Genomic DNA, 18,117 nt, shown 5'->3' with positions numbered 1-18,117 from the left:
ATGGGGAAGAGAGCCGCCGTGATGGGGTCGTTCGCACCGGCCCGGACGTCCGTGAGATCGGCCATTGGGCTCGTCGTCTCCATGGTGGCGGTGTTCTGCTTGGCGCCTACCCTCATCAAGGTGGCGCTCATGTTCGACCGTTCGAGCACGGCGGAGCCGTTCCTCGGCGACTCGGTGCTGCGCGCGGGAGAGCAGATCACCGAGTATCTCGGCTGGGGCTTCGGCGTGGTCGCTACGGTGCAGTTCGGCGTCCTGGTCGCCATCGTAGGAGGCCAGATGGCCCTGGGAGATCAGGAGCAGGAGGCCGATGTGCGCTCGTTCCTCCTCGCCCTCGGAGTCCTCCCCATCACTGCACTGACCCCAGCGATGTTCCTTCTGACGGTGGGGGCGACTCGGTCCGCAGAGGCGGGGACAGCGCTCGTCATCGCAGTTCCGGTATATCTGACCATGCTGGCGATCGCCGTCTTCATCGCCACTTTCGAGCCAGGTCCGGAATCCTTGTTACTGAAGCGTGCGCAGAAACGGAAGACGCGCGCAGATAACCGAGTAGATACACTCGACGGGCTCCCGAGGGTGAATCCTGCCCTTGCCTTGGTGGCCTGTGGGGTGGCACATCTACTCGTGTGCGTCGTGATTCCGTTCGTCATTGCCCGGAACTTCGAGTGGGACCCGCTTCCGACGGTGCGACCAGTGCCGGTCTTCATTCCAATTGCAGGCGCCCTGGTGGTGGGCGCGTTCTCGGCCTTCATCCTGATACTTGCGAGCGCGTCGCAAAAGCCTGATCCCACGCCCCTCGACGTGATGAGTTCCTGGGTCTTCGTCGCGTTGAGTTACTCGATGGATCTGGTGATGACCATGCTTCTGTCGGTCTGGCTACCTGCGGCTCTCTTGGGGGTTCTCGTCGTCGTGATCGCCAGGACCGTGGTGGTTGTCGGTATCAGGCGGGACGCGAAGAAGATTCAAGAGGAGGGCAGGGCTGCTGGCCGGGGCTGGACGGTTACCGGTCTTGTCACTCGCGCGGGGACGTTCGTCGCGGCGCGATGGGCAGACGCGGAACTCGTTAATAGCGCGAAGCACCTCGCGAGGATGGAAGAGAGGGCTCGCGATGGGGCGCAGATGGGGCAAGGCAGATTGTTCTGACGCTGTTCCGGCTCACCTGTCACACCCCGCCGACACACTCGTCGTATCACCTCGTGCAGTGCCACCGGAAGGGGATCCGATGTCCATCGCAGCGCTTGACGTCCTGCTCGCTCCCGCGAGCGACGCTCCGCACCCGCCTCTCAGCGAGGCGGAGGTCCACCGCGCGCTCGACCTCGCGCAACAGGGCTTCGTCCCCAGCGAGATCGGGGAGCTCCTCGATGTGTACCCCGACTCGGTGGAGACCGCGATCGAAGAGGCCGTGCCGGGCGGGTCTGCCGTGATCGCCGCGGCGCTTCGTCGTCGGCTCCGTGCCTGGCGGCGCGAACATGCGGACAGCGCCTGGTGGGAGGCGGAAGCGGTGTTCGGCATCCCGCACGCGCATGTGCTGCGCCTTGTGCGGGTTCCGCGAGACCAAGAGCTCGGGGTCGTCGCGCCGGGGCAGCCGGGGTACCTCGACACGGTCCTCGCCGGTATCGGATGCAAGGACCTCCGTGCGAGCCGCAGCGCCCGCCTCTACGCCTTCGGCGCGACCCTCCAGGAGATCGGCGACCTCTTCGGCGTCACCCGCGAGCGGATCCGTCAAATCCTCTCCCGGGACACCCCCTGGTCCAGCACCGACCTCAGCGCCGCCGCGAAGGTTCTTGCGCGGGCGCGCCGCTCCGAGCACGACGGCGCCGCGGAGCACTGGTCGCTCGTCCACCCCGCCGCCCCGCTCGCCGAGGCACCGGCAGCGCTCGGCCTGTCCGTCGAACAGATGCGTCAGCTCCTGGGCCGCCGACGCTCCCGGCACGAGCCCGCCTTCGATGCGCCCCGGGAGGCCACCCGACGCACCGAGGCGGAGATCATCGAGGACCTCCGCGCCTTCCATGCCGAGACCGGCCGCACCACCTGCCAGGCCTTCACCACCTGGGCGCGTGAGCACGACGTCCCCGGTCACCAGACCGCCGCGATCCGCTTCGGCACCTGGAACGAAGCCCTGAAGGCCGCCGGGATCGGCACGGACAAGGGCGCACCGCGCAGCTCCTTCAGCGACGAAGATCTCTGGGCGGCTGTCCTCTCCGCCGTGCAGGCCCCGGACGGTGGCACCACCTTCCGGGCCGTCGAGGAGTGGCTCGCCCGGCACCCTGCCGCACCGTCCGGCGCACTCATCCGACAGCGCCTGTGCGGCCACGAGGGAGGCAGCTGGACCGAGACGGTCGCGACGGCCCTCGCCCTTCTCCACACGCCCGAGGACTTTGACCCCGCCTGGGTCGAGGAGATCACCGCGCCCCGCGACTGGGACACCCCGGCCGACGAGCCCGACCCCCTCGAGCATGTGCGCGCGGCGATCGATGCCCTCGGCCCGCGGATCACCACCGCCGGGTACGCCGCCTGGGCCCGCGCCGAGGGCCGCCCCACGATGGCCACGCTGCAGCGCCGCACCGGGAAGCTCTGGTCCGAGCTGCTGACCGAGGCCGGCGGCACCCCCAATGCATCGAAGATCAAGAACCGCAGTCGCGCGGAGGTGGGGGAGCACATGACCCGATTCCTCATCGAGCACCCCGAGGGCGGGGCTGTCGAGTACGGCACCTGGTCGAAGGAGAACGCGGCGCCCTCCCGTTCGACCGTCGTCGACCGCTTCGGTACCTGGAGCGCTGCGGTCGAGTCCTGCCGGCCGCGCTGACTGCTTCCGGGCCCCTACGATCACCCCATGCCCTCCACCGATGACGCCGGGGACGACATCCTCGCCCGCTTCCGTGAGATGACTGCCGGCCTCGACCACGAGGTGTTCGGCAACGCGACCGAACCCGTCGACCGGCGACGCTCGCAGCCGTCGGCCGTCCTGGTCCTCACCGTCCGCGTCGACCTCCACCATTCCACCCCGCCGATCTGGCGCCGTCTTGAGCTCCGCAGCGACCTCTCCCTCGAGGACGTGCACACCGTGCTCCAGACCGCCTTCGACTGGGCGGGCTACCACCTGTGGCGCTTCGCCGCGGGCGGCGACCCGTTCGACGAGGCCGCGCAGCAATTCCTGTGCGACTCCGATGTCGAGGAGGGGGAGGACCCTGACGGTATCCCCGCCGGCGAGGTGACGCTCGGCGAGCTGCTCCAGGCGGAGGGCGACACCTTGGAGTACCTCTACGACTACGGCGACGGCTGGGACCTCGGGATCGTCGTCGAGTCCGTGCGGGAGGCGGAGGCGGGTGATGCCCCAGCCCGGGCCACGGGCGGGAGCCGCGCGGCCCCGCCCGAGGACTGCGGCGGGCTGCGGGACGAGGAGGACCTGAAGAGCCTCCTGGAGGACCCGGCGTTCTTCGACGTCGCGGCCCTGGACCTGGAGCTGTGGTCGGGCACGACGATGTTGGCCGGCCCGGAGGACGACGTCGTGACTGCGCTCCTCCTCGAGCCGCTGACCCTGATCGGCCGCGCCCGCGCCGGCCAGGACCTGATGGACCGAGCTCTGCTGCTCGGCGCCCCGCTCGCCCCGCTCCCGGACAGCGCAGTCGAGTCGGCCTTGCGCGCCCTGACCTGGTTCCTCGAGCGAGCCGACGCCGAGGGCGGCATCCCGCTGACCGGCGCCGGCTACCTCCGTCCTGCCGACGTCGAGGCCGCGAGCGCGGTCCTGCCCCAGATGGCGGACTGGCCCGGGACGAACAACCGCGAGGTCCACGCCATCCCGCTGCAGATGTTCCGCACCTCCCTGCAGCGCGCCGGGATCCTGCGGAAGCACAAGGGTGCCCTCCTGCTCACACGACGCGCCAGGGCGTACTACCGGGCCGGTAACGTGCGAGAGCTCTTCCTGGACACCCTCTTCCCGAGCAGGTACGAGACCGAGGAGCTCGCCCAGGTGGTGCTCCTGACCTACGTCGCGACGACGAAACCGGGACTGCCGCTGCCGATGGTCGAGATCGCGCGCGTCCTCACTGCGATCATCGGACCGAACGAGTCCGGCCCCGTCACCACCGGGGCGATCCTCGACCTGCCTGCCTGGCATCTGCTCGCCAACACCGGCACCGTGACGTCGCGGCTCGGCGAGCGGGGCTTCTGCTTCTCCCCGGAGGCGACTTCCCTTGCCCGGGAGGCGCTGACCCGCTGAGCCGCGGTGTCGGGTCAGGGGGCTGGCGAAGCAGATCGTGTGGATGCAGGTCAACGGCCAGAACGCGGTCGCCCTGCGAGAGGGCGAAGCGGTGGTGGCCTCAGCGACCCAGCAGCCGGGCGAAGAAGCCCTTCTCCGGGGCCGCCTCGGCGTGGCCGGGGCAGCGGTCGGCGGGGCGGACGTCCTTCATGACCTGGTCGACGTGCTGGCCGCAGCCGGCCCAGGTGGTCTTGCCGCAGGTGTTGCAGGTGGTGGCTCGGCACATGGCGTGCTCCTTCGGTGAGAGGTGAGAGAGGAGGGGTGTGAGCGGGGTGCGGGGCACGGTCCGGCGCGCCCCGCGGAGGGGGAGGCCGCCCGGCACCGGAGCATCGGGCTCCGGCGCGGGGCGGGAGACCTCGTCGGGTGGCCTCAGCGCGCCGTGACGCCGCCGGGCACCAGGGCGGTCTCGACGGTGGGGGAGTCGGCCGTGCGGTTCCACGGCATCCTGGCGAGCACCGCGGCCATGGCGCAGGTGTCGCTGAGCGCCGAGTAGGTGAGCCCTGCGCCGATCGCGCCCGCGACCAGGCCCAGGCGCCGGTGGACCAGCTGCCCGGCGAGGGTGCCGGCGAGCACCAGGGTGCCCGCCGTCATCCGCACCTGGCGGTCCATCGCCCAGCGGCCGCCGCTGCGGTTCACGCCGCCCACGGCGTCCTGGTAGGCGGCGATGCCGCCGTTGAGCACGTCGATGCCCTCCAGGCCGGACTGCTGCAGCGCCTCGCAGGCCTTCCCGGCGCGGGCCCCGGAGCGGCACACCAGCACCACGTGCTCGCCCATGCGGCCGGCGAGCGTGTCGGTGTGGGCGGTGAGCAGGTCCAGCGGCACGTTGTGGGAGCCGGGGATGTGGACGGTCTCGAACTCGCCGGGGGTGCGCACGTCGATCACCATCAGCTCGGGGTCCGTGCTGAGGCGGTGGGCGAGCTCGGCAGGGGTCACGGTGCGAGTGGTGGGGGTGGCGGTCATCGGGCGTCAGCTCCGGTGATCCCCAGGTCGTGCTGTGCGGCGGCCCAGCGGGACCAGCCGGCGTAGCTGCCCTGCAGCTCCACCACGTCGTAGCCGGCGCGGCGCAGAGCGGCCGCGGCCACGGAGTTGCGCAGCCCGGACTGGCAGAAGGTGATCAGGCGCCCGGCGTCCTTCGCGGGCAGGTCGTCGGGGTGGAAGAGCACCTTGCCGGCGGAGAGCTGGTCGGCGTCGTCCACCGTGCCGGCGGCGTGCTCGGTGCGCGTGCGCACGTCCAGCAGGTGCGCATCCGGCTCCTGCGCGCGCAGCGCGGCGAGGTCCGCCGGGGCCACGGTGGCGGGGGCGGACAGCTCCAGCCCGTCCAGGGAGGGGATGTAGCCGGTGAGCGCGTCCACGCCCACCCGCACGAAGTGGTCGCCGTAGGCGGCGGCGGTGGCCGCGTCGGGCGCGAGCACCACCAGCTGGGCGTCGTCGGCCTCGGGGTCGAAGGCCCAGCCGATGTGGGTGGCGGCCTTGCCGAGGGAGGGGATCGACAGCGCGCCGGGCACCGTGCCCGCATGGACCTCCGCCACGGGGCGGGTGTCCACCAGGGCGAGGGAGCCGTCGGCGAGGCCGCCGGAGAGCTCCAAGGTCGCCACCTCGCGCGGGGCGGGGCGCTCGCCCAGCAGGGCGGGGCCGTCGGTGTTCTGCCGCTTCATGCGGGCGAAGTAGGCGTGGGCGTCGGGCTGGCCGTCCAGCAGCTCGTCGATGAAGCCCTGCTCGTCGTCGTTCTGCAGGAACGGGCCCCACCAGGCGAACCTCCGCTCGTAGCCCACCGTGGTGGAGGGCAGAGCGCCCAGCGCCTTCCCGCAGGCGGAGCCGGCGCCGTGGCCGGGGAACACCTGCACGTGATCGGGGAGGGTGAGGAACGCGCTCTTCAGGGAGGCGAACAGCTGCTTCGCGCCGGCGAAGCGGGTGTCCTCCATGCCCACGGCCTCGTCCAGCAGGTCCGGGCGGCCCAGGTCCCCGGAGAACACGAAGTCGCCGGTGAGGAAGTAGCCGGGCTCGTCGGCGAAGGCGCCGTCGGTGACCAGGTAGCTGAGATGCTCGGGGGTGTGGCCCGGGGTGTGGCGGGCGGTGACGGTGATGTTGCCCAGCTGGATCGACTCGCCGTCGTGCAGGCGCTCGGCCTCGAAGCCGTACTGCCAGTCCTCGCCGCCCTCGCCGGAGACGTACGCCGTGGCGTCGGTGGCGGCGGCGAGCTCGCGGGTGCCGGAGAGGAAGTCGGCGTGGATGTGGGTCTCGGCCACGGCGGTGATGGTCATGCCGTGGTGGGCGGCGAGGTCGAGGTAGACCTGGATGTCGCGCCGCGGATCGACCACCAGCGCTTCCTTCTGCGCCTGACAGCCGATGAAGTAGCCGGCCTGGGACAGGTCCTCGTCGTAGATCCGTTCGAGAAGCATCGTTCCTCCAGTGGGTGTGCGGGATGGACAGCGGACGGGATACCCCCGAGGGTATCAGGTACCCCGGGGGGTATGCGAGGCGGGTCGGGCGGTGTGCAGCGGGCAGGACGACACCAGCATCCAGCATCCGGCGGCGAGCAGGGCGAGAAGCGCCACGACTCCGCCGACGACGGCGCCGGCTGCGCCCGGAAGCTCCTGCACGAGGACGAGAGCCCCCATGGCGAGGACGAACACCCCGAAGCCCGTGCGCAGCGCCCGTTCGGGGAGATGGCCTGCCGCTCGCGCGCCGAGCAGGGAGCCGAGCACGGCCGCCAGCGTCACCCCGCCCACCAGGGCCCAGTCCAGCGAGACGGAGGTGAGATAGCCGGCGAGACCTGCGAATGACTTCATCGCGATGACCACCAGCGACGTGCCCACGGCGACCGGCATCGGCAGTCCGGCCAGCAGCGCCAGCGCGGGCACCACCAGGAAGCCGCCGCCCGCGCCGACGAGCCCGGTGACCAGGCCCACCGCGAGCCCCTCGAGCACGATCCTGCTCGCGGACGGCTCCCGGCTCGGTCCCTCCTCCGCGGGGGCGCCCCGTCGGCCCCGGAGCATCGCGACCGACGTCGCGATCATCATCAGTGCGAACGCGACCATCAGCACCGTGCTCGGGATGTGTCCGCCGAGGAGCCCGCCCAGGAAGGCCTCGGCCATCCCGGCGGCCCCAAAGGTCACCCCGGTGCGCCACCGCACCCGGCCGGCGCGGGCGTGGCTGACGGCGCCGACGGCTGAGGTCACGCCGACCACGACGAGCGAGGCGGCGATCGCCTCCTTGGCCGGAAGGTCCGCCACGTAGGCGAGGATCGGCACCGTCAGGATCGAGCCCCCGCCGCCGAGCAGCCCCAGGGAGACTACGATGAGCACGGCCAGCAGCAGGGTGAGCGCGAGGGTGGGTGTCACGAGGGGCCTTTCGAGAGGTGGGTCGGAGGCTCGCGGCGCGACCGCCTCCGTCGCCGAGCCTGCCACATACCCCAGGGGGTATGCAGGACACCCCAGGGGGTATACTCTCGGGTGTGCGGACCGACCCGAGGAGAACGCCATGGACCTGAACCCCGATGACATGACCCCTGTGGTCAACCGCCTCAAGCGCGCCCAGGGGCAGCTCGCGGCCGTCACCCGGATGATCGAGGAGGGCAAGGACTGCAAGGCCGTCGTCACGCAGCTCTCCGCCGTCTCCAAGGCGCTGGACCGCGCCGGCTTCGCGATCATCGCCAGCGGCATGGAGCAGTGCATGACCAGCCCGGAGAAGGACCTGGACCGCAAGGAGCTCGAGAAGCTGTTCCTCACGCTCGCGTGAGAGGCGGGGCGCAGTGCGCCGTCGCCCGGTGCCCCTGAAAGCTCCATGGGCAGCCGCTCCGGGATCGCCTCGCCGTCCTCCCGCTCTGTCGGGTGCCGACATCGCCTCGGAGCGCCGCGTCGGGGGAGCGGCGGCCGACGGGCACTCCCCGGGGGCTGCCTCGCTCATCGCCCCCGCGCGGCGAGCCGTGCCATGAGGCCCGAGGGGGTGAGACGGGCGGCGGTCCAGATCGCGGCGTGGCGCCGACTCGGGACGGAGACGGCCTTCCCGCGTCCGGCATGGCGCAGCGACTCCTCGACCACTCGCGGCGCCTCCAGCCACAGCCAGTCCGGGATCCCCTCCTCGCCGCGCGGCAGGCCCAGCCGGGCGTGGAAGAGCGGGGCATCACCGCGGAGGCAGAGGCGATGTTCAGGATCGTGCCGGAGCGGCGCTCGAGCATGCCCGGCAGCGCCGCGTGCATCAGCTGCATCGGCACCTCGACGTGGAGGCGAAGATGCCGTGCCTCGTCCTCGATGTCGTTGCGCTCGAAGTCGAGCGGCAGCCCGAAGACGGCGCTGTTGATCAGCACGTCCACCGGCCGGGCCGGAGCCGGATGCCGGGATCAGCCCTCCTCGTCCTCGTCGCTCTCCACGTTCCACCCGGCACCGCAGTCCTCGCACGTCCGGTCGCTGAAGACCGGGACGCACCCCTGCCAGTGGACCCACGGCGGGTCCTCCTCGTCGAGGCGCGGGTCCGGACCGCCGAGCGGATGGTGGTTCACCTGGCCCGACCCGCATACGGGGCAGGTGCCACGCGGCTGGTCGTACGGCTCCGGCGGCTCGTCGCCGAGGATCATGATCATGGGGTGAGAGTAGGGCGGGGATCCGACAGATCATCGTGCCCCGCCCCGACCGGCTCACTTCCCGACGAACATCGGGAACACGGCGTGCCACACCGCGGCTCGCACGATTCCGGAGGAGGGTTGCATATCCGCCAACCAGGGGGCGTAGATTGCAACGGGTGATCGACTCCCGGCCCCGCCGTGCAGCGGTCCGCCGGGGCCGGCACTCCTCCCACCCCCTCGTGATCGGCAAGGCCCCCATGACGACCGGCTCCACGGACACCGCCGCGGCGGAGACGTTCCCCGTCCCGACCGGCGCGCCGCCCGCCCCCGCGGAGGTGCGCGAGCCCGCCGAGAGGCCCCTCGGCCGCGCAGCGCTGCTGCTGCTCGGCGTCGGACTGATCCTGATCGGGCTGAACCTGCGCATCGGCGTCGCCGCGATCGGCCCGGTGATCGGCGAGATCCGTGCCTCGCTGGGCCTGTCGGCGACCGTCGTGAGCCTGCTGACCACGATCCCCGTGTTCGTGTTCGGGGCGTTCGCGTTCCTCACTCCGGGCCTGACCCGGCGGCTCGGCATGCACCGACTGCTCGGGATCGTGCTGCTGGTCCTCGCGGCGGGGAACCTGCTGCGGCACGAGCCGAGCATGACCGCCCTGTTCGCCGGCACCGTGCTCGTCGGCTCCGCGATCGCGGTGGGGAACGTCGTGATGCCCGCGGCGATCAAGCAGGATTTCGCCCACCGGTCCGGGCTGATGATGGGCCTGTACACGATGTCGCTGTTCGTCGGCGCGGCCTTCGCCTCCGGGCTGACCGCGCCGCTGCTGCCGGTCCTCGGCGGCAGCTGGCGCTCCGCGCTGGCGATCTGGGCGCTCCCGGCCGGGCTGGCCCTTCTCGTGTGGCTGCCGCAGCTGCTCCGCTCGCCCGGACGCCTGCGCTCCGGCAGCGCGGTCGCCGACGCCCCGGTCGACCACGGCCGCTCGCCGCTGGGAGCGATCCTCACCGACCCCACCGCCATCGCCGTCACCGGGTTCATGGGGCTGCAGAGCGTCAGCTACTACACGACGGTGACCTGGGTGCCGACCATCCTGCAGGACGCCGGGATGGACGTGACCGCCGCCGGCGGCATGATCGCCTTCTCCGCGTTCCCGGCAGCGCTCGCCGCCCTGCTCGCGCCGACCCTCGCCGCGCGGATGCGGCCGACGTGGCTGCCGCCCGTCGTGGCCGTGCTGCTCCTCGGCGCCGCCTATCTCGGGCTGATCATCGCGCCTGCCAGCGGCGCCGTGGCGTGGATGACGGTGCTGGGCCTCGGCCTCGGCGCCTCGATCAGCCTCTCGCTGACGTACATCGTGTGGCGCTCGCCGACCACGCACCTCACCGGCCAGCTCTCGACGGTATCGCAGGGCTTCGGGTACCTGGTCGCCGGGTTCGGCCCGCTCGGCATCGGCGCGCTCCACGCCGCGGCCGACAGCTGGGCCGTGCCGCTGATCGTGCTGTGCGTGGTGCTGGCCGGGCAGCTCCTCGCCGGGATCGTCGCGAGCCGTCCGGTGGTCATCCGTGTCCGGGGTGCGGAGGGCATCGAGGCCGCGTAGCCTGGCAGGCCCCGCCGAGAGAGGACCGATGCAGCAGCCCACGGAACCCCTCACCGAGCAGATGTCGCGCCCGGACGAGAATCCTGCCGCCGCCGGCCCTGGCTGGCGCCCGGTGTTCTGTCTGATCGCATTCGGCCTGCTGCTGACCGTGACACTCACGATCGATGCGCTTCGCGACGCCTCGACGATGTCCGGCTCCGCGCTGGTCTTTGCGGGGATCATGCTCTTCACCGGCGTCGCGGAGCTGCTCGATCCCGCCGCCCGACGCCTCGCCGCCGGCGTGCGCTATGGCGGCATGGCGATGGCGCTGCTCGGCCTGGTGTTGCAGTTCGTGGGCTGATCTCAGCATCGCGGGGCGATCCGACCCCGCGCTCAGTCCTGCTTGAACTCCAGCACCCGTTCCTGACCCTCGCCGTTGGTCGCCCAGGAGGGATCGCCGGGCATGACCGCGAGCGGATCTCGCTCCCGGGGGCTGCGGCTCACGTCCGGTGCGGCCAGGCTGCGGCCCAGGGCCTCGTCGATCGTCACCCGCGCCGCATGGCCGTCCGGCAGCAGCTCGGAGAGCCACCGCTCGTCCCGCGCGACCATGTCCTCGCGCAGGCTCTCCATCAGCGCGGTGACCGTCGGGGCGGGGATGTCGGAGAGCCACGATCCCACCGCCGTGACCAGGGACTGGGGCATCACCGGGACCGAGAACCCGGGCCGTTCCTGGTCCGTGAGCTCGAGGACCTTCTGGACGAGCTGCGGATAGGCGATGACCTCGCCCCCGCCGATGTCGTACACGCCGTGGGCGCTCTCGGCGGTCACGGCGGCCCGGATCGCGGCGACGGCATCGACCACGGCGATCGGCTCGACCAGATGGTCCATCCAGTCCGGGAACACGGTGACCGGTAGTCGGTGGGCCAGCTGGGTCATCAGCTCGAAGCTGGTCGAGGCCGCGCCGAGCACCACTGCGGCGCGCAGGCCCACGAAGCGGCATCGCGCCGCGGAGAGCTCCTCCTCGACCTCGAGGCGGGAGGCCAGGTGCTCGGAGAGCTCCTCGCGGGGGATGTCCGGGATGATGCCCGAGAGGTAGACCAGGGCCTTCACCTCGGACGCGTCGACGGCGGCGCGCACGCGCCGGGCGGCGGCGCGATCCACCTCCCGGAAGTCCTCTCCTCCCATGCCGTGGACCAGGTAGACCACCGCCTCCAGCGACGGGTCCGCGGCGATCGCGGCACGCACGGAGTCGTCCTCGGTCGCATCCAGCTCGACCCTGTCGACGGCGTCGCCCCACCAGAAGGCGTCGAGCTTGTGGAGATTCCGGGCCCCGGCGACCACCTGGTGCCCGTCCTCCAGCAGCGCGGGGATCAGCCGGCTCCCCACATACCCCCCGGCTCCGATGACGAGAACGCGCATGAGCTACCTCCGTGTCCGTGCTCCCGTGCCGCGAGCCGTGCCTCAGGTCTATACGAGACGGCGCCCTCGAGCAAGACCCGCCTCGCCCCGGCGCGGCGAGCGGCCTCGTACGCTAGGCGCATGAGCCCCGATCGTCCCGCCTCCCGTCCCGGCGCGTGGTGGGTGGCCGGCCTCGCCGTCGTGGTGGCTGCGCCGCTCCTGGCCGCGTCGCTGCGCGCCGAGGGCGGGGGGCCGGGGACCGTCACCGGCTGGGCACTGGGAATCGCCCTGACCTGGACCGTCGGCGGGCTGCTGATCATGCGTCTGGCACCTTCGGATCTCGCCGGACGGGCCCCGGGGCGCGCACCGAAGGTCGCGGTGGCCGCCGCGGGCGTCGGCCTGGCCGCGGCCTCGCTGGCGGGCGGTCTGGTCCTGGCCGGTGTCCCGGCCACTGCCCCGTGGGTGGCCGGTCCCGTCGCCGCAGCGGCCGACGGGCGCTGGGGTGTGCTCGCGGTCGCGCTGGTGGCGGGCGCCGCTGAAGAGGTGTTCTTCCGCGGTGCGCTGCCTCGGCTGCTCACCGGCCCGGCCCGCTGGGTGGTCCCCACCGCGGTGTACGCCCTCGTCACGCTGTGCACCGGCAGCCCTGCTCTCGCGGTGATGGCCCTCCTGCTGGGACCGGTGGCGATGTGGGCCCGCGAGACCTCCGGCTCACTCGCCGGGGCGCTCTTCGTCCACGCCCTCTGGACGCTCACCATGGTGGGACTGTTCCCCGCCGTCGTCGTCCGTGTCGGCATCGCGGGCTGAGGCGTCCAGCCGCTCGAGCCGAGCGAGTCGATCCGCGGCCTGACGGCGGCGCTCGTCCTCGGGGCGCTCCCACCATGCGGGGCCGCGCTCTCCGAGACCTTCCTTCGCGAGCTGGACGCGGTCTCGAGCGGAGCGGACGCTCGCCGGGTCGTCGTCGCGGCCGGCGCGCCCGACCTGGGAGCGGGCTCTGCCCAGATGGCTCTTCAGCGCCCGGACCACGTCGGCGTCCAGCGCCGGGTCCGTGCGTCGCCATCTCCGTCCCCGGATGACCAGGTAACGGTCGTCGTCGTCCGTATCGTCCGCGTCAGGCCTCGCCTCGTCGCTTCGGTTCATCCCACCCACTCCAGGAACTCCTCCGCCGTGATCACCGGCTTCTCCCACCTCGCCGCGTTCTTCGCCTTGCTCGACTGCGAGCCGGCCTCGGCGACGACCAGCACGTCGGTCCGGGTCTTGGTGAGGGTCGGGACGGCCCGGAGCCCGCGCGCCTCGGCGATGGCGTGCAGCTCCTCCTTCTCGAGGAACCCGTGGCGGGGCGAGTGGACGGTGCCGGAGAAGCACACCCGCGCCCCCGGCACGAGCACGTCGGCCGCGCTGATCGGGCCGGTCGCCTCGAAGCCCTCGGGCAGCACCCGCACCCCGAAGTGCTCCTCGACCCCTCGCAGACGCTCGAGGACCTCCTGATCGGGGGAGAGGACCCGCTGCCAGGTCCCCTCGAGCAGGTGGGCGAGCACCTCGGCGGCGTCGTCCTGCGCGCCGAGGTTCCCGCCGACGACGAAGCCCGTCGGGGCGCTGGTCCCCGCCGGCCCGGTCGTGCGGGCGAGCAGATAGCCGTGCCCCGCCACGACCTGCCGGAACGCCATCCCGCTGCCGGGCAGCTCCTCTCCCGCGGCCCGCACGCGCCGCACCGCGTCGCGCACCGCCCGGGCCCGCTCGAGCGCTGTCGGCGCGTTCAACCGGGCACGCTCGCCGGCGCCGAGCAGACTGCCCGGGACCTCGAGCCCGAGCGGCACCGGCTCGACGATCCCGTTGCGCTTGAGCTCGAAGTCGACGTGGGCAAGCTGACGGTCGATGTCCACGCCGACGGGCACCCGCCCGGCCAGCAGCGCCGACAGCGCCGGCCACGCCTCCGCAAGCAGCGGCGCGAGCTGCACGTCCCGCGTGGTGATCCCGAACTCGTCCCGCGCCCCGAACAGGTCCGAGGTGGGGTTCACGACGGTGGAGACCTCGTCGCCGTCGTCGGTGACCACCGCGATCTCCACCGGCCGCGGCCGCCAGCGGTCCCCGGTCGTGCCCACGGTCAGCACCGACAGGTACGCCTCGCCGAGCGTCTCGGTCCCGGACGTGCCGCTGGCGAGATAGCGCCGCACGCGCTGATCGGTCTTCAGGTCCCGCGGGAGCACCTCGCGCTTCAGCACCAGCCCCTCGAGGCTCGTGCACCGAGACAGCGCCACGTACAGCTGGCCGTTGGCGAAGGTGCCGCCGGTGAGGTCCACGACCACCCGGTCCAGGGTCTGCCCCTGCGACTTGTGGATCGTGATCGCCCAGGCCAGCTTCATCGGCAGCTGGGTGAACGTGCCGATCACCTGATGCACGAGCGCACCGCCCTCGACGCTCGGGCGCGTGATCTCCCAGGTGTGCTCGCGCACCTGCTCGGTGCGGCCGTCGCGCAGCAGCACGGTGACCACGGGCCCGTCGGAGTCGGCGCCGATCGCGGTGATCCGGCCGAGCGTCCCGTTGACCCAGCGATCGAGAGGGTCGTTGTTCAGCAGCATCACCTGCGCGCCCACCGCGATCCGCAGCGTCTCCTCGGTGGGCTTCTCGAATCCGTCGGTGTCCCCGCTGGTCTGCGCGGTGAAGGACTGCACCGGGCCGGGCAGGCGCTCGAGCATCTGCCGGTTCCGGGCGCCGACGATCCGGTTGGTGGTGGCGAGGGTCAGCCAGAACTCGTCCAGCCCGGGCTCGAAGTCGGGATCCGTCCGACGGTTCAGCTCGGCCCGCGCCTCCTCCAGCAGCGTCCCCTCCCGCACCGCGTTCAGCAGGCCCACGAGCCGGTCATCGCCCTGCTGGCGGAACACCGTGGACAGCTCCACCACCGGGAACGTGTCCTCGTCGAAGGAGCGGGCAGAGAAGAAGAACGGGGTGCCGTAGCGCTCCTCGATCCAGCCCGCTTCGTGATCGGTCACCACCGGCGGCAGCTGGTACAGGTCGCCGACGAGCACCAGCTGCACCCCGCCGAAGGGCGTGCCGGGCCGGGGGCCGTACAGCTCGAGCGCCGCGGTGAGCGCATCGAAGAGGTCCGCCCGCACCATCGACGCCTCGTCGATGATCAGCGTGTCCAGCTCCTTCAGCGCCCTCGCGAAGCGGCCCGGGTAGTAGGAGCCGCCGCGCACCTGCTCCTCGGTGACGCCGAGCGGGAAGGAGAACAGGCGATGGATCGTGTAGCCGTCCACGTTCAGCGCCGCGATGCCGGTGGGGGCGACCGTGATCGTGGAGCGATCGGTCTGCTCGAGATAGTGCCTGATCAGCGTCGACTTGCCGGTGCCCGCCTTGCCGGTGAGGAACAGGTGGTGCCCGGCGTGGAGGTGCTCGAGCGCCGAGGCGAACTCGTCGGTGATCACCAGCGGGGCCGAGGACGTCTCAGCGGACGCGGAGGCTGCCGCCCGGGCCGACGGCGCGGGGGCCTCGGACCGGGACGTCGACGCGGCGGGCGCCGCCGACGCGACTGCGGGCTCCGTGCCGGGCGCCTCTGCGGGGGACGGTTCCGCCCCCGACACGGCTGCGCGGGCTGGCCGTCTGCCAGTCGTGCGTGATTCTGAACCACTTTCCCGCGGATTCTGGCTCAGAATCTGACCCGGTCCTGGTGCGGCCGCCGGTGCCGTCTCGGGCCGTGCCGTGGTGTCAGGTGCAGTGTTCTCCAGCCCCATCGCCGCTCGGTACTTGGCCACGAGCTCGGCCTTCAACCGCCCACGGTCGCCGACGGGAATGCCCTGCTCCCGTGCCCACGCCCGGATCGCGGTGGGGGAGAGGTTCACGTCCGGGGCCGGCTCGTCGGCGAGCTGTGCAGGAGCCGACGCATCGGCTGAGGCTGCGGGCACCGCACGAGGCGGCATCGCCGCGGACGACGACGTCGGCCGCAGTGCACTGCCCGTCGGGGGAGGGGCGGGTGCGGAAGGCGTTGGAGAAGGAGCCGCCGACGGTCGAGCCGCCGCTCCACCACGCAGCGCCCGCGAGGCGGTCAGCGGGGCGTCGTACCCCGTCTGCCGGTCCATCGCGAGATACCGCTCGAGCAGCCCGGCCGCCGCATAGGCGTCGCCGAGCGCGGAGTGCGCCTGCTGATGCGTCACCCCGAGCGCCGCGCAGCACTCGGCGAGCGTACGCCGACGCAGGTGGGGGAGGTAGACGGTGCTGCCCTGCAGCGTGCAGTAGGTGGACACCTGCGGCATCGGCAGCGACGCCCGCGCGAACTCCGCCCGGAGGAAGGCGAGGTCGAACTCGGCGTTGTGTGCGACGAGGACCAGTCCCTGCAGTGCGGTGCCGATCTGCACGGCGAGATCCGCGAAGCGCGGGGCGCCGGCGACGTCCGCGTCGGTGATGCCGTGGATGTGCGTGGCACGCACGGGGCCGCCCGGGTGGAAGCGAGTCACCCACTGGTCGATCGGCCGGCCCTGCGCGTCGGCCCGCAGGATCGCGAGCTCCAGGACCCGCTCACGCTCCGGATCCAGGCCCGTCGTCTCCACGTCGATCACCGCGAAGCGAGGAGCCCCCGACGGGGCGGGAGGCGGCGTCGCGGACGGCGCCGGGGCGCGGCCGCGGAGGCGATCGAGCAGTCCCACGAGGATCCTCTCCGGGCAGGGATGATGATCCCTCGATCATCTCAGGGTGCGGGGACAGAGGAGGAGCCGTTCGCGAGGGGACCATCGATGATTCGTCCGTCCCCACCTGGCGCTAGGTTCGACCTCGTCACCGCGGCGCACCGGCGCCGCCGGGGGAGATGAGGAGAAGAAGTTGGACGCATCGGTATCGGCGATCACGTCGTGGACCTTCGTCGAGGAGTGCCCGATCCCGCAGGACGTCACTGCCCTGCTCGTGCCCGAGGAGCGGGCGATCGCGGCGTACAAGACGTTCCGCGACTCGGCCGTGTTCACCACGAAGCGGCTGATCGTGCGCGACGCCCAGGGGATCCGCGGCAAGAAGGTCGAGATCTACTCGCTGCCCTACTCCGCGATCAACATGTGGTCCTCGGAGAACGCCGGCACCCTCGACCTCAACGCCGAAATCGAGCTGTGGACCCGCGCAGGTCAGATCAAGATCGCCGTCGGCAAGCACATCGACGTGCGCCGGCTCGACCTGCTGATCGCGAACGCGGTGCTGCGCTCGTCCTGAGTGCGATGTGACGCGTGGCCTCGTCCACATCGTGATTGGGATAATCCCAATCGGGGCGTACCGTAGAGGCATGACGACGATCGGCAGCCGAGTCGGCGCGGCGATGCGCGGCGCAGACATGCAGCAGAAGGAGCTCGCCCGGCGCGTCGGGATGACTCCCGACGCGCTGTCCCGTGCGCTCCGCGATCAGCGCGGCTTCGCCGCTGTCGAGCTCGCCGCTGTTGCGTCGGTGCTGGACGCGGACGTGCACGAGCTAATCACCGGCACCCCGGATCCTCATCGCCTGGTGCTCGCCGCGCGCCATACCTTCGACCACGACACCGGGGCGCGAAGCGTCGCCGGGCTCGACGAGGACCGCACCCTGCTCGCCGACGTACGACTCGCCTATGCGCAGGTCTCGCCGGTGCGAGCGCCACTCGAACTGCCGCCGGATGTCGAGGAGGTCCGCCGTCTCCTCCATCCAGACTTCGTGCGCCCGTTCGTCGATCGCCTGGCGGAGATCGAGGTCGACGTGGTCCGGATCGACGGCCCCAGCACCGCCTATTCGTTCCTCGTCGAGGAGCGGCCGGTCATTCTGCTGCCCGAGAGCGGCAACTGGTTCCACGAGAACTGGTCGCTCGCCCATGAGCTGGGACATCTCGCGCTCGGGCACGAGGGCGTCGTCCCGGGCACCGCGCTCGCCGATGTGAAGGAGCGTGAGGCGAACGCCTTCGCCGCCGAGCTGCTGATGCCCGCCGCCACCGTGCAGCAGATCGACTGGGACGACGTCCGCCGCGCCGAGGTCGCCGAACTCGTCTGGACCTGGGGCATCTCCACCGGCGCTCTGTCACGGCGGTTGAAGAAGCTGGAGCTCACCCCATCCCCCGAGGTCGCCGAGGTCCTGACGTGGAGCACGCAGAAGCTGCTGCGCTGGCACTGGACCGGGGCGAAGATCGGCGACCCCATCACCAGGCGCATGCGGGACGCAGGGGAGCGGCGCTTCCCGACGTGGCTGCAGGAGGCGCACCTCGACCAGATCGCGCAAGGTGCTGTCGGCAAGGGGACGCTCGCGTGGATGCTCGGCGTCCCCGAGACCTCCCTCGAGGTGGACGAACCGGCAGCCGCCGAGGAGCTCTCCGACGACGCGCTCGCCGAGCTGATCGGCTGATCGC

General features: G+C 71.9%; 17 protein-coding genes. 9 read left to right on the top strand and 8 right to left on the bottom strand.

Annotated features, from left to right (window positions below; all coding sequences use genetic code 11):
* The 3 genes from RBL05_RS07880 (at nt 1) to RBL05_RS07870 (ending at nt 4,216) form a co-directional block, all read left to right on the top strand.
* Nucleotides 1-1,140, top strand: coding sequence for a hypothetical protein (locus RBL05_RS07880; protein ID WP_308739980.1), 1,140 nt, complete (start codon nt 1-3; stop codon nt 1,138-1,140).
* A gap of 79 nt (nt 1,141-1,219) precedes the next feature.
* A complete protein-coding gene (locus tag RBL05_RS07875; protein ID WP_308739981.1) occupies nt 1,220-2,803 on the top strand; it encodes a homing endonuclease associated repeat-containing protein in 1,584 nt (527 codons plus the stop codon).
* Nucleotides 2,804-2,830: 27 nt separating this feature from the next.
* On the top strand, nt 2,831-4,216 hold the full coding sequence (locus RBL05_RS07870) for a plasmid pRiA4b ORF-3 family protein (protein WP_308739982.1): 1,386 nt from the start codon (nt 2,831-2,833) through the stop codon (nt 4,214-4,216).
* 100 nt (nt 4,217-4,316) lie between these two features.
* Here RBL05_RS07870 and RBL05_RS07865 read toward each other — a convergent pair whose 3' ends face one another.
* The 4 genes from RBL05_RS07865 to RBL05_RS07850 all read right to left on the bottom strand — a co-directional run bounded on the left by RBL05_RS07865 (nt 4,317) and on the right by RBL05_RS07850 (nt 7,596).
* Entirely contained in the window at nt 4,317-4,481 is a 165-nt protein-coding gene (locus tag RBL05_RS07865; RefSeq protein ID WP_166649429.1) for a hypothetical protein, read from the bottom strand.
* Nucleotides 4,482-4,624: 143 nt separating this feature from the next.
* A complete protein-coding gene (locus tag RBL05_RS07860; RefSeq protein ID WP_308739983.1) occupies nt 4,625-5,215 on the bottom strand; it encodes a rhodanese-like domain-containing protein in 591 nt (196 codons plus the stop codon).
* The gene (locus RBL05_RS07855) at nt 5,212-6,654 is read right to left on the bottom strand and encodes an MBL fold metallo-hydrolase (RefSeq protein WP_308739984.1); all 1,443 of its coding nucleotides are present in this window, start codon (nt 6,652-6,654) and stop codon (nt 5,212-5,214) included. Before RBL05_RS07855 ends, RBL05_RS07860 begins: the two co-directional genes overlap by 4 nt.
* Nucleotides 6,655-6,708: 54 nt before the next feature.
* Nucleotides 6,709-7,596, bottom strand: coding sequence for a sulfite exporter TauE/SafE family protein (locus RBL05_RS07850; protein ID WP_308739985.1), 888 nt, complete (start codon nt 7,594-7,596; stop codon nt 6,709-6,711).
* A 139-nt stretch (nt 7,597-7,735) separates the two neighbouring features.
* On the opposite strand from RBL05_RS07850, the gene RBL05_RS07845 reads away from it, so the two are divergent.
* Nucleotides 7,736-7,993 (top strand): metal-sensitive transcriptional regulator, encoded by a 258-nt coding sequence (locus tag RBL05_RS07845; RefSeq protein ID WP_010549885.1) that lies wholly within the window; start codon nt 7,736-7,738, stop codon nt 7,991-7,993.
* Here RBL05_RS07845 and RBL05_RS16920 read toward each other — a convergent pair.
* Entirely contained in the window at nt 7,980-8,561 is a 582-nt protein-coding gene (locus RBL05_RS16920) for a hypothetical protein (RefSeq protein ID WP_412523785.1), read from the bottom strand. The genes RBL05_RS07845 and RBL05_RS16920 overlap by 14 nt on opposite strands.
* 33 nt (nt 8,562-8,594) lie before the next feature.
* A complete protein-coding gene (locus RBL05_RS07840) occupies nt 8,595-8,834 on the bottom strand; it encodes a hypothetical protein (protein ID WP_308739986.1) in 240 nt (79 codons plus the stop codon).
* Nucleotides 8,835-8,992: 158 nt separating this feature from the next.
* On the opposite strand from RBL05_RS07840, the gene RBL05_RS07835 reads away from it, so the two are divergent.
* A complete protein-coding gene (locus RBL05_RS07835) occupies nt 8,993-10,402 on the top strand; it encodes an MFS transporter (RefSeq protein ID WP_308739987.1) in 1,410 nt (469 codons plus the stop codon).
* 28 nt (nt 10,403-10,430) lie between these two features.
* Complete coding sequence (locus RBL05_RS07830; RefSeq protein ID WP_308739988.1) at nt 10,431-10,742, top strand: hypothetical protein; 312 nt, start codon at nt 10,431-10,433, stop codon at nt 10,740-10,742.
* Nucleotides 10,743-10,774: 32 nt separating this feature from the next.
* Here the strand turns inward: RBL05_RS07830 and RBL05_RS07825 are convergent, their stop codons facing one another.
* Entirely contained in the window at nt 10,775-11,800 is a 1,026-nt protein-coding gene (locus RBL05_RS07825) for an NAD(P)H-binding protein (protein ID WP_308739989.1), read from the bottom strand.
* Between the two features lie 120 nt (nt 11,801-11,920).
* On the opposite strand from RBL05_RS07825, the gene RBL05_RS07820 reads away from it, so the two are divergent.
* A complete protein-coding gene (locus tag RBL05_RS07820) occupies nt 11,921-12,583 on the top strand; it encodes a CPBP family intramembrane glutamic endopeptidase (protein WP_308739990.1) in 663 nt (220 codons plus the stop codon).
* A 329-nt stretch (nt 12,584-12,912) separates the two neighbouring features.
* Here RBL05_RS07820 and RBL05_RS07815 read toward each other — a convergent pair whose 3' ends face one another.
* Nucleotides 12,913-16,416, bottom strand: coding sequence for an exonuclease domain-containing protein (locus tag RBL05_RS07815; protein WP_308739991.1), 3,504 nt, complete (start codon nt 16,414-16,416; stop codon nt 12,913-12,915).
* 172 nt (nt 16,417-16,588) lie between these two features.
* Here RBL05_RS07815 and RBL05_RS07810 point away from each other — a divergent pair, with 172 nt between their 5' ends.
* Entirely contained in the window at nt 16,589-16,966 is a 378-nt protein-coding gene (locus tag RBL05_RS07810; RefSeq protein WP_053918152.1) for a PH domain-containing protein, read from the top strand.
* A gap of 70 nt (nt 16,967-17,036) precedes the next feature.
* Nucleotides 17,037-18,113 carry a helix-turn-helix domain-containing protein gene (locus RBL05_RS07805; protein ID WP_308739992.1) on the top strand — a complete coding sequence of 359 codons (1,077 nt, stop codon included), beginning with the start codon at nt 17,037-17,039 and terminating at the stop codon, nt 18,111-18,113.
* Nucleotides 18,114-18,117: the final 4 nt, after the last annotated feature.

Source organism: Brachybacterium sp. GU-2, assembly GCF_030866705.2.
Classification (GTDB): domain Bacteria; phylum Actinomycetota; class Actinomycetes; order Actinomycetales; family Dermabacteraceae; genus Brachybacterium; species Brachybacterium conglomeratum.
This window is presented reverse-complemented; position numbering and strand designations above follow the sequence as displayed.

What these genes read in the sequence shown, in the direction of transcription:
- RBL05_RS07825 (WP_308739989.1), bottom strand. Translation starts at nt 11,800, where the DNA reads ATGCGCGTTCTCGTCATCGGAGCCGGGGGGTATGTGGGGAGCCGGCTG.
- RBL05_RS07845 (WP_010549885.1), top strand. Translation starts at nt 7,736, where the DNA reads ATGGACCTGAACCCCGATGACATGACCCCTGTGGTCAACCGCCTCAAG.
- RBL05_RS07860 (WP_308739983.1), bottom strand. Translation starts at nt 5,215, where the DNA reads ATGACCGCCACCCCCACCACTCGCACCGTGACCCCTGCCGAGCTCGCC.
- RBL05_RS07820 (WP_308739990.1), top strand. Translation starts at nt 11,921, where the DNA reads ATGAGCCCCGATCGTCCCGCCTCCCGTCCCGGCGCGTGGTGGGTGGCC.
- RBL05_RS07870 (WP_308739982.1), top strand. Translation starts at nt 2,831, where the DNA reads ATGCCCTCCACCGATGACGCCGGGGACGACATCCTCGCCCGCTTCCGT.
- RBL05_RS07805 (WP_308739992.1), top strand. Translation starts at nt 17,037, where the DNA reads ATGACGACGATCGGCAGCCGAGTCGGCGCGGCGATGCGCGGCGCAGAC.
- RBL05_RS07830 (WP_308739988.1), top strand. Translation starts at nt 10,431, where the DNA reads ATGCAGCAGCCCACGGAACCCCTCACCGAGCAGATGTCGCGCCCGGAC.
- RBL05_RS07865 (WP_166649429.1), bottom strand. Translation starts at nt 4,481, where the DNA reads ATGTGCCGAGCCACCACCTGCAACACCTGCGGCAAGACCACCTGGGCC.
- RBL05_RS07855 (WP_308739984.1), bottom strand. Translation starts at nt 6,654, where the DNA reads ATGCTTCTCGAACGGATCTACGACGAGGACCTGTCCCAGGCCGGCTAC.
- RBL05_RS07840 (WP_308739986.1), bottom strand. Translation starts at nt 8,834, where the DNA reads ATGATCATGATCCTCGGCGACGAGCCGCCGGAGCCGTACGACCAGCCG.
- RBL05_RS07875 (WP_308739981.1), top strand. Translation starts at nt 1,220, where the DNA reads ATGTCCATCGCAGCGCTTGACGTCCTGCTCGCTCCCGCGAGCGACGCT.
- RBL05_RS07880 (WP_308739980.1), top strand. Translation starts at nt 1, where the DNA reads ATGGGGAAGAGAGCCGCCGTGATGGGGTCGTTCGCACCGGCCCGGACG.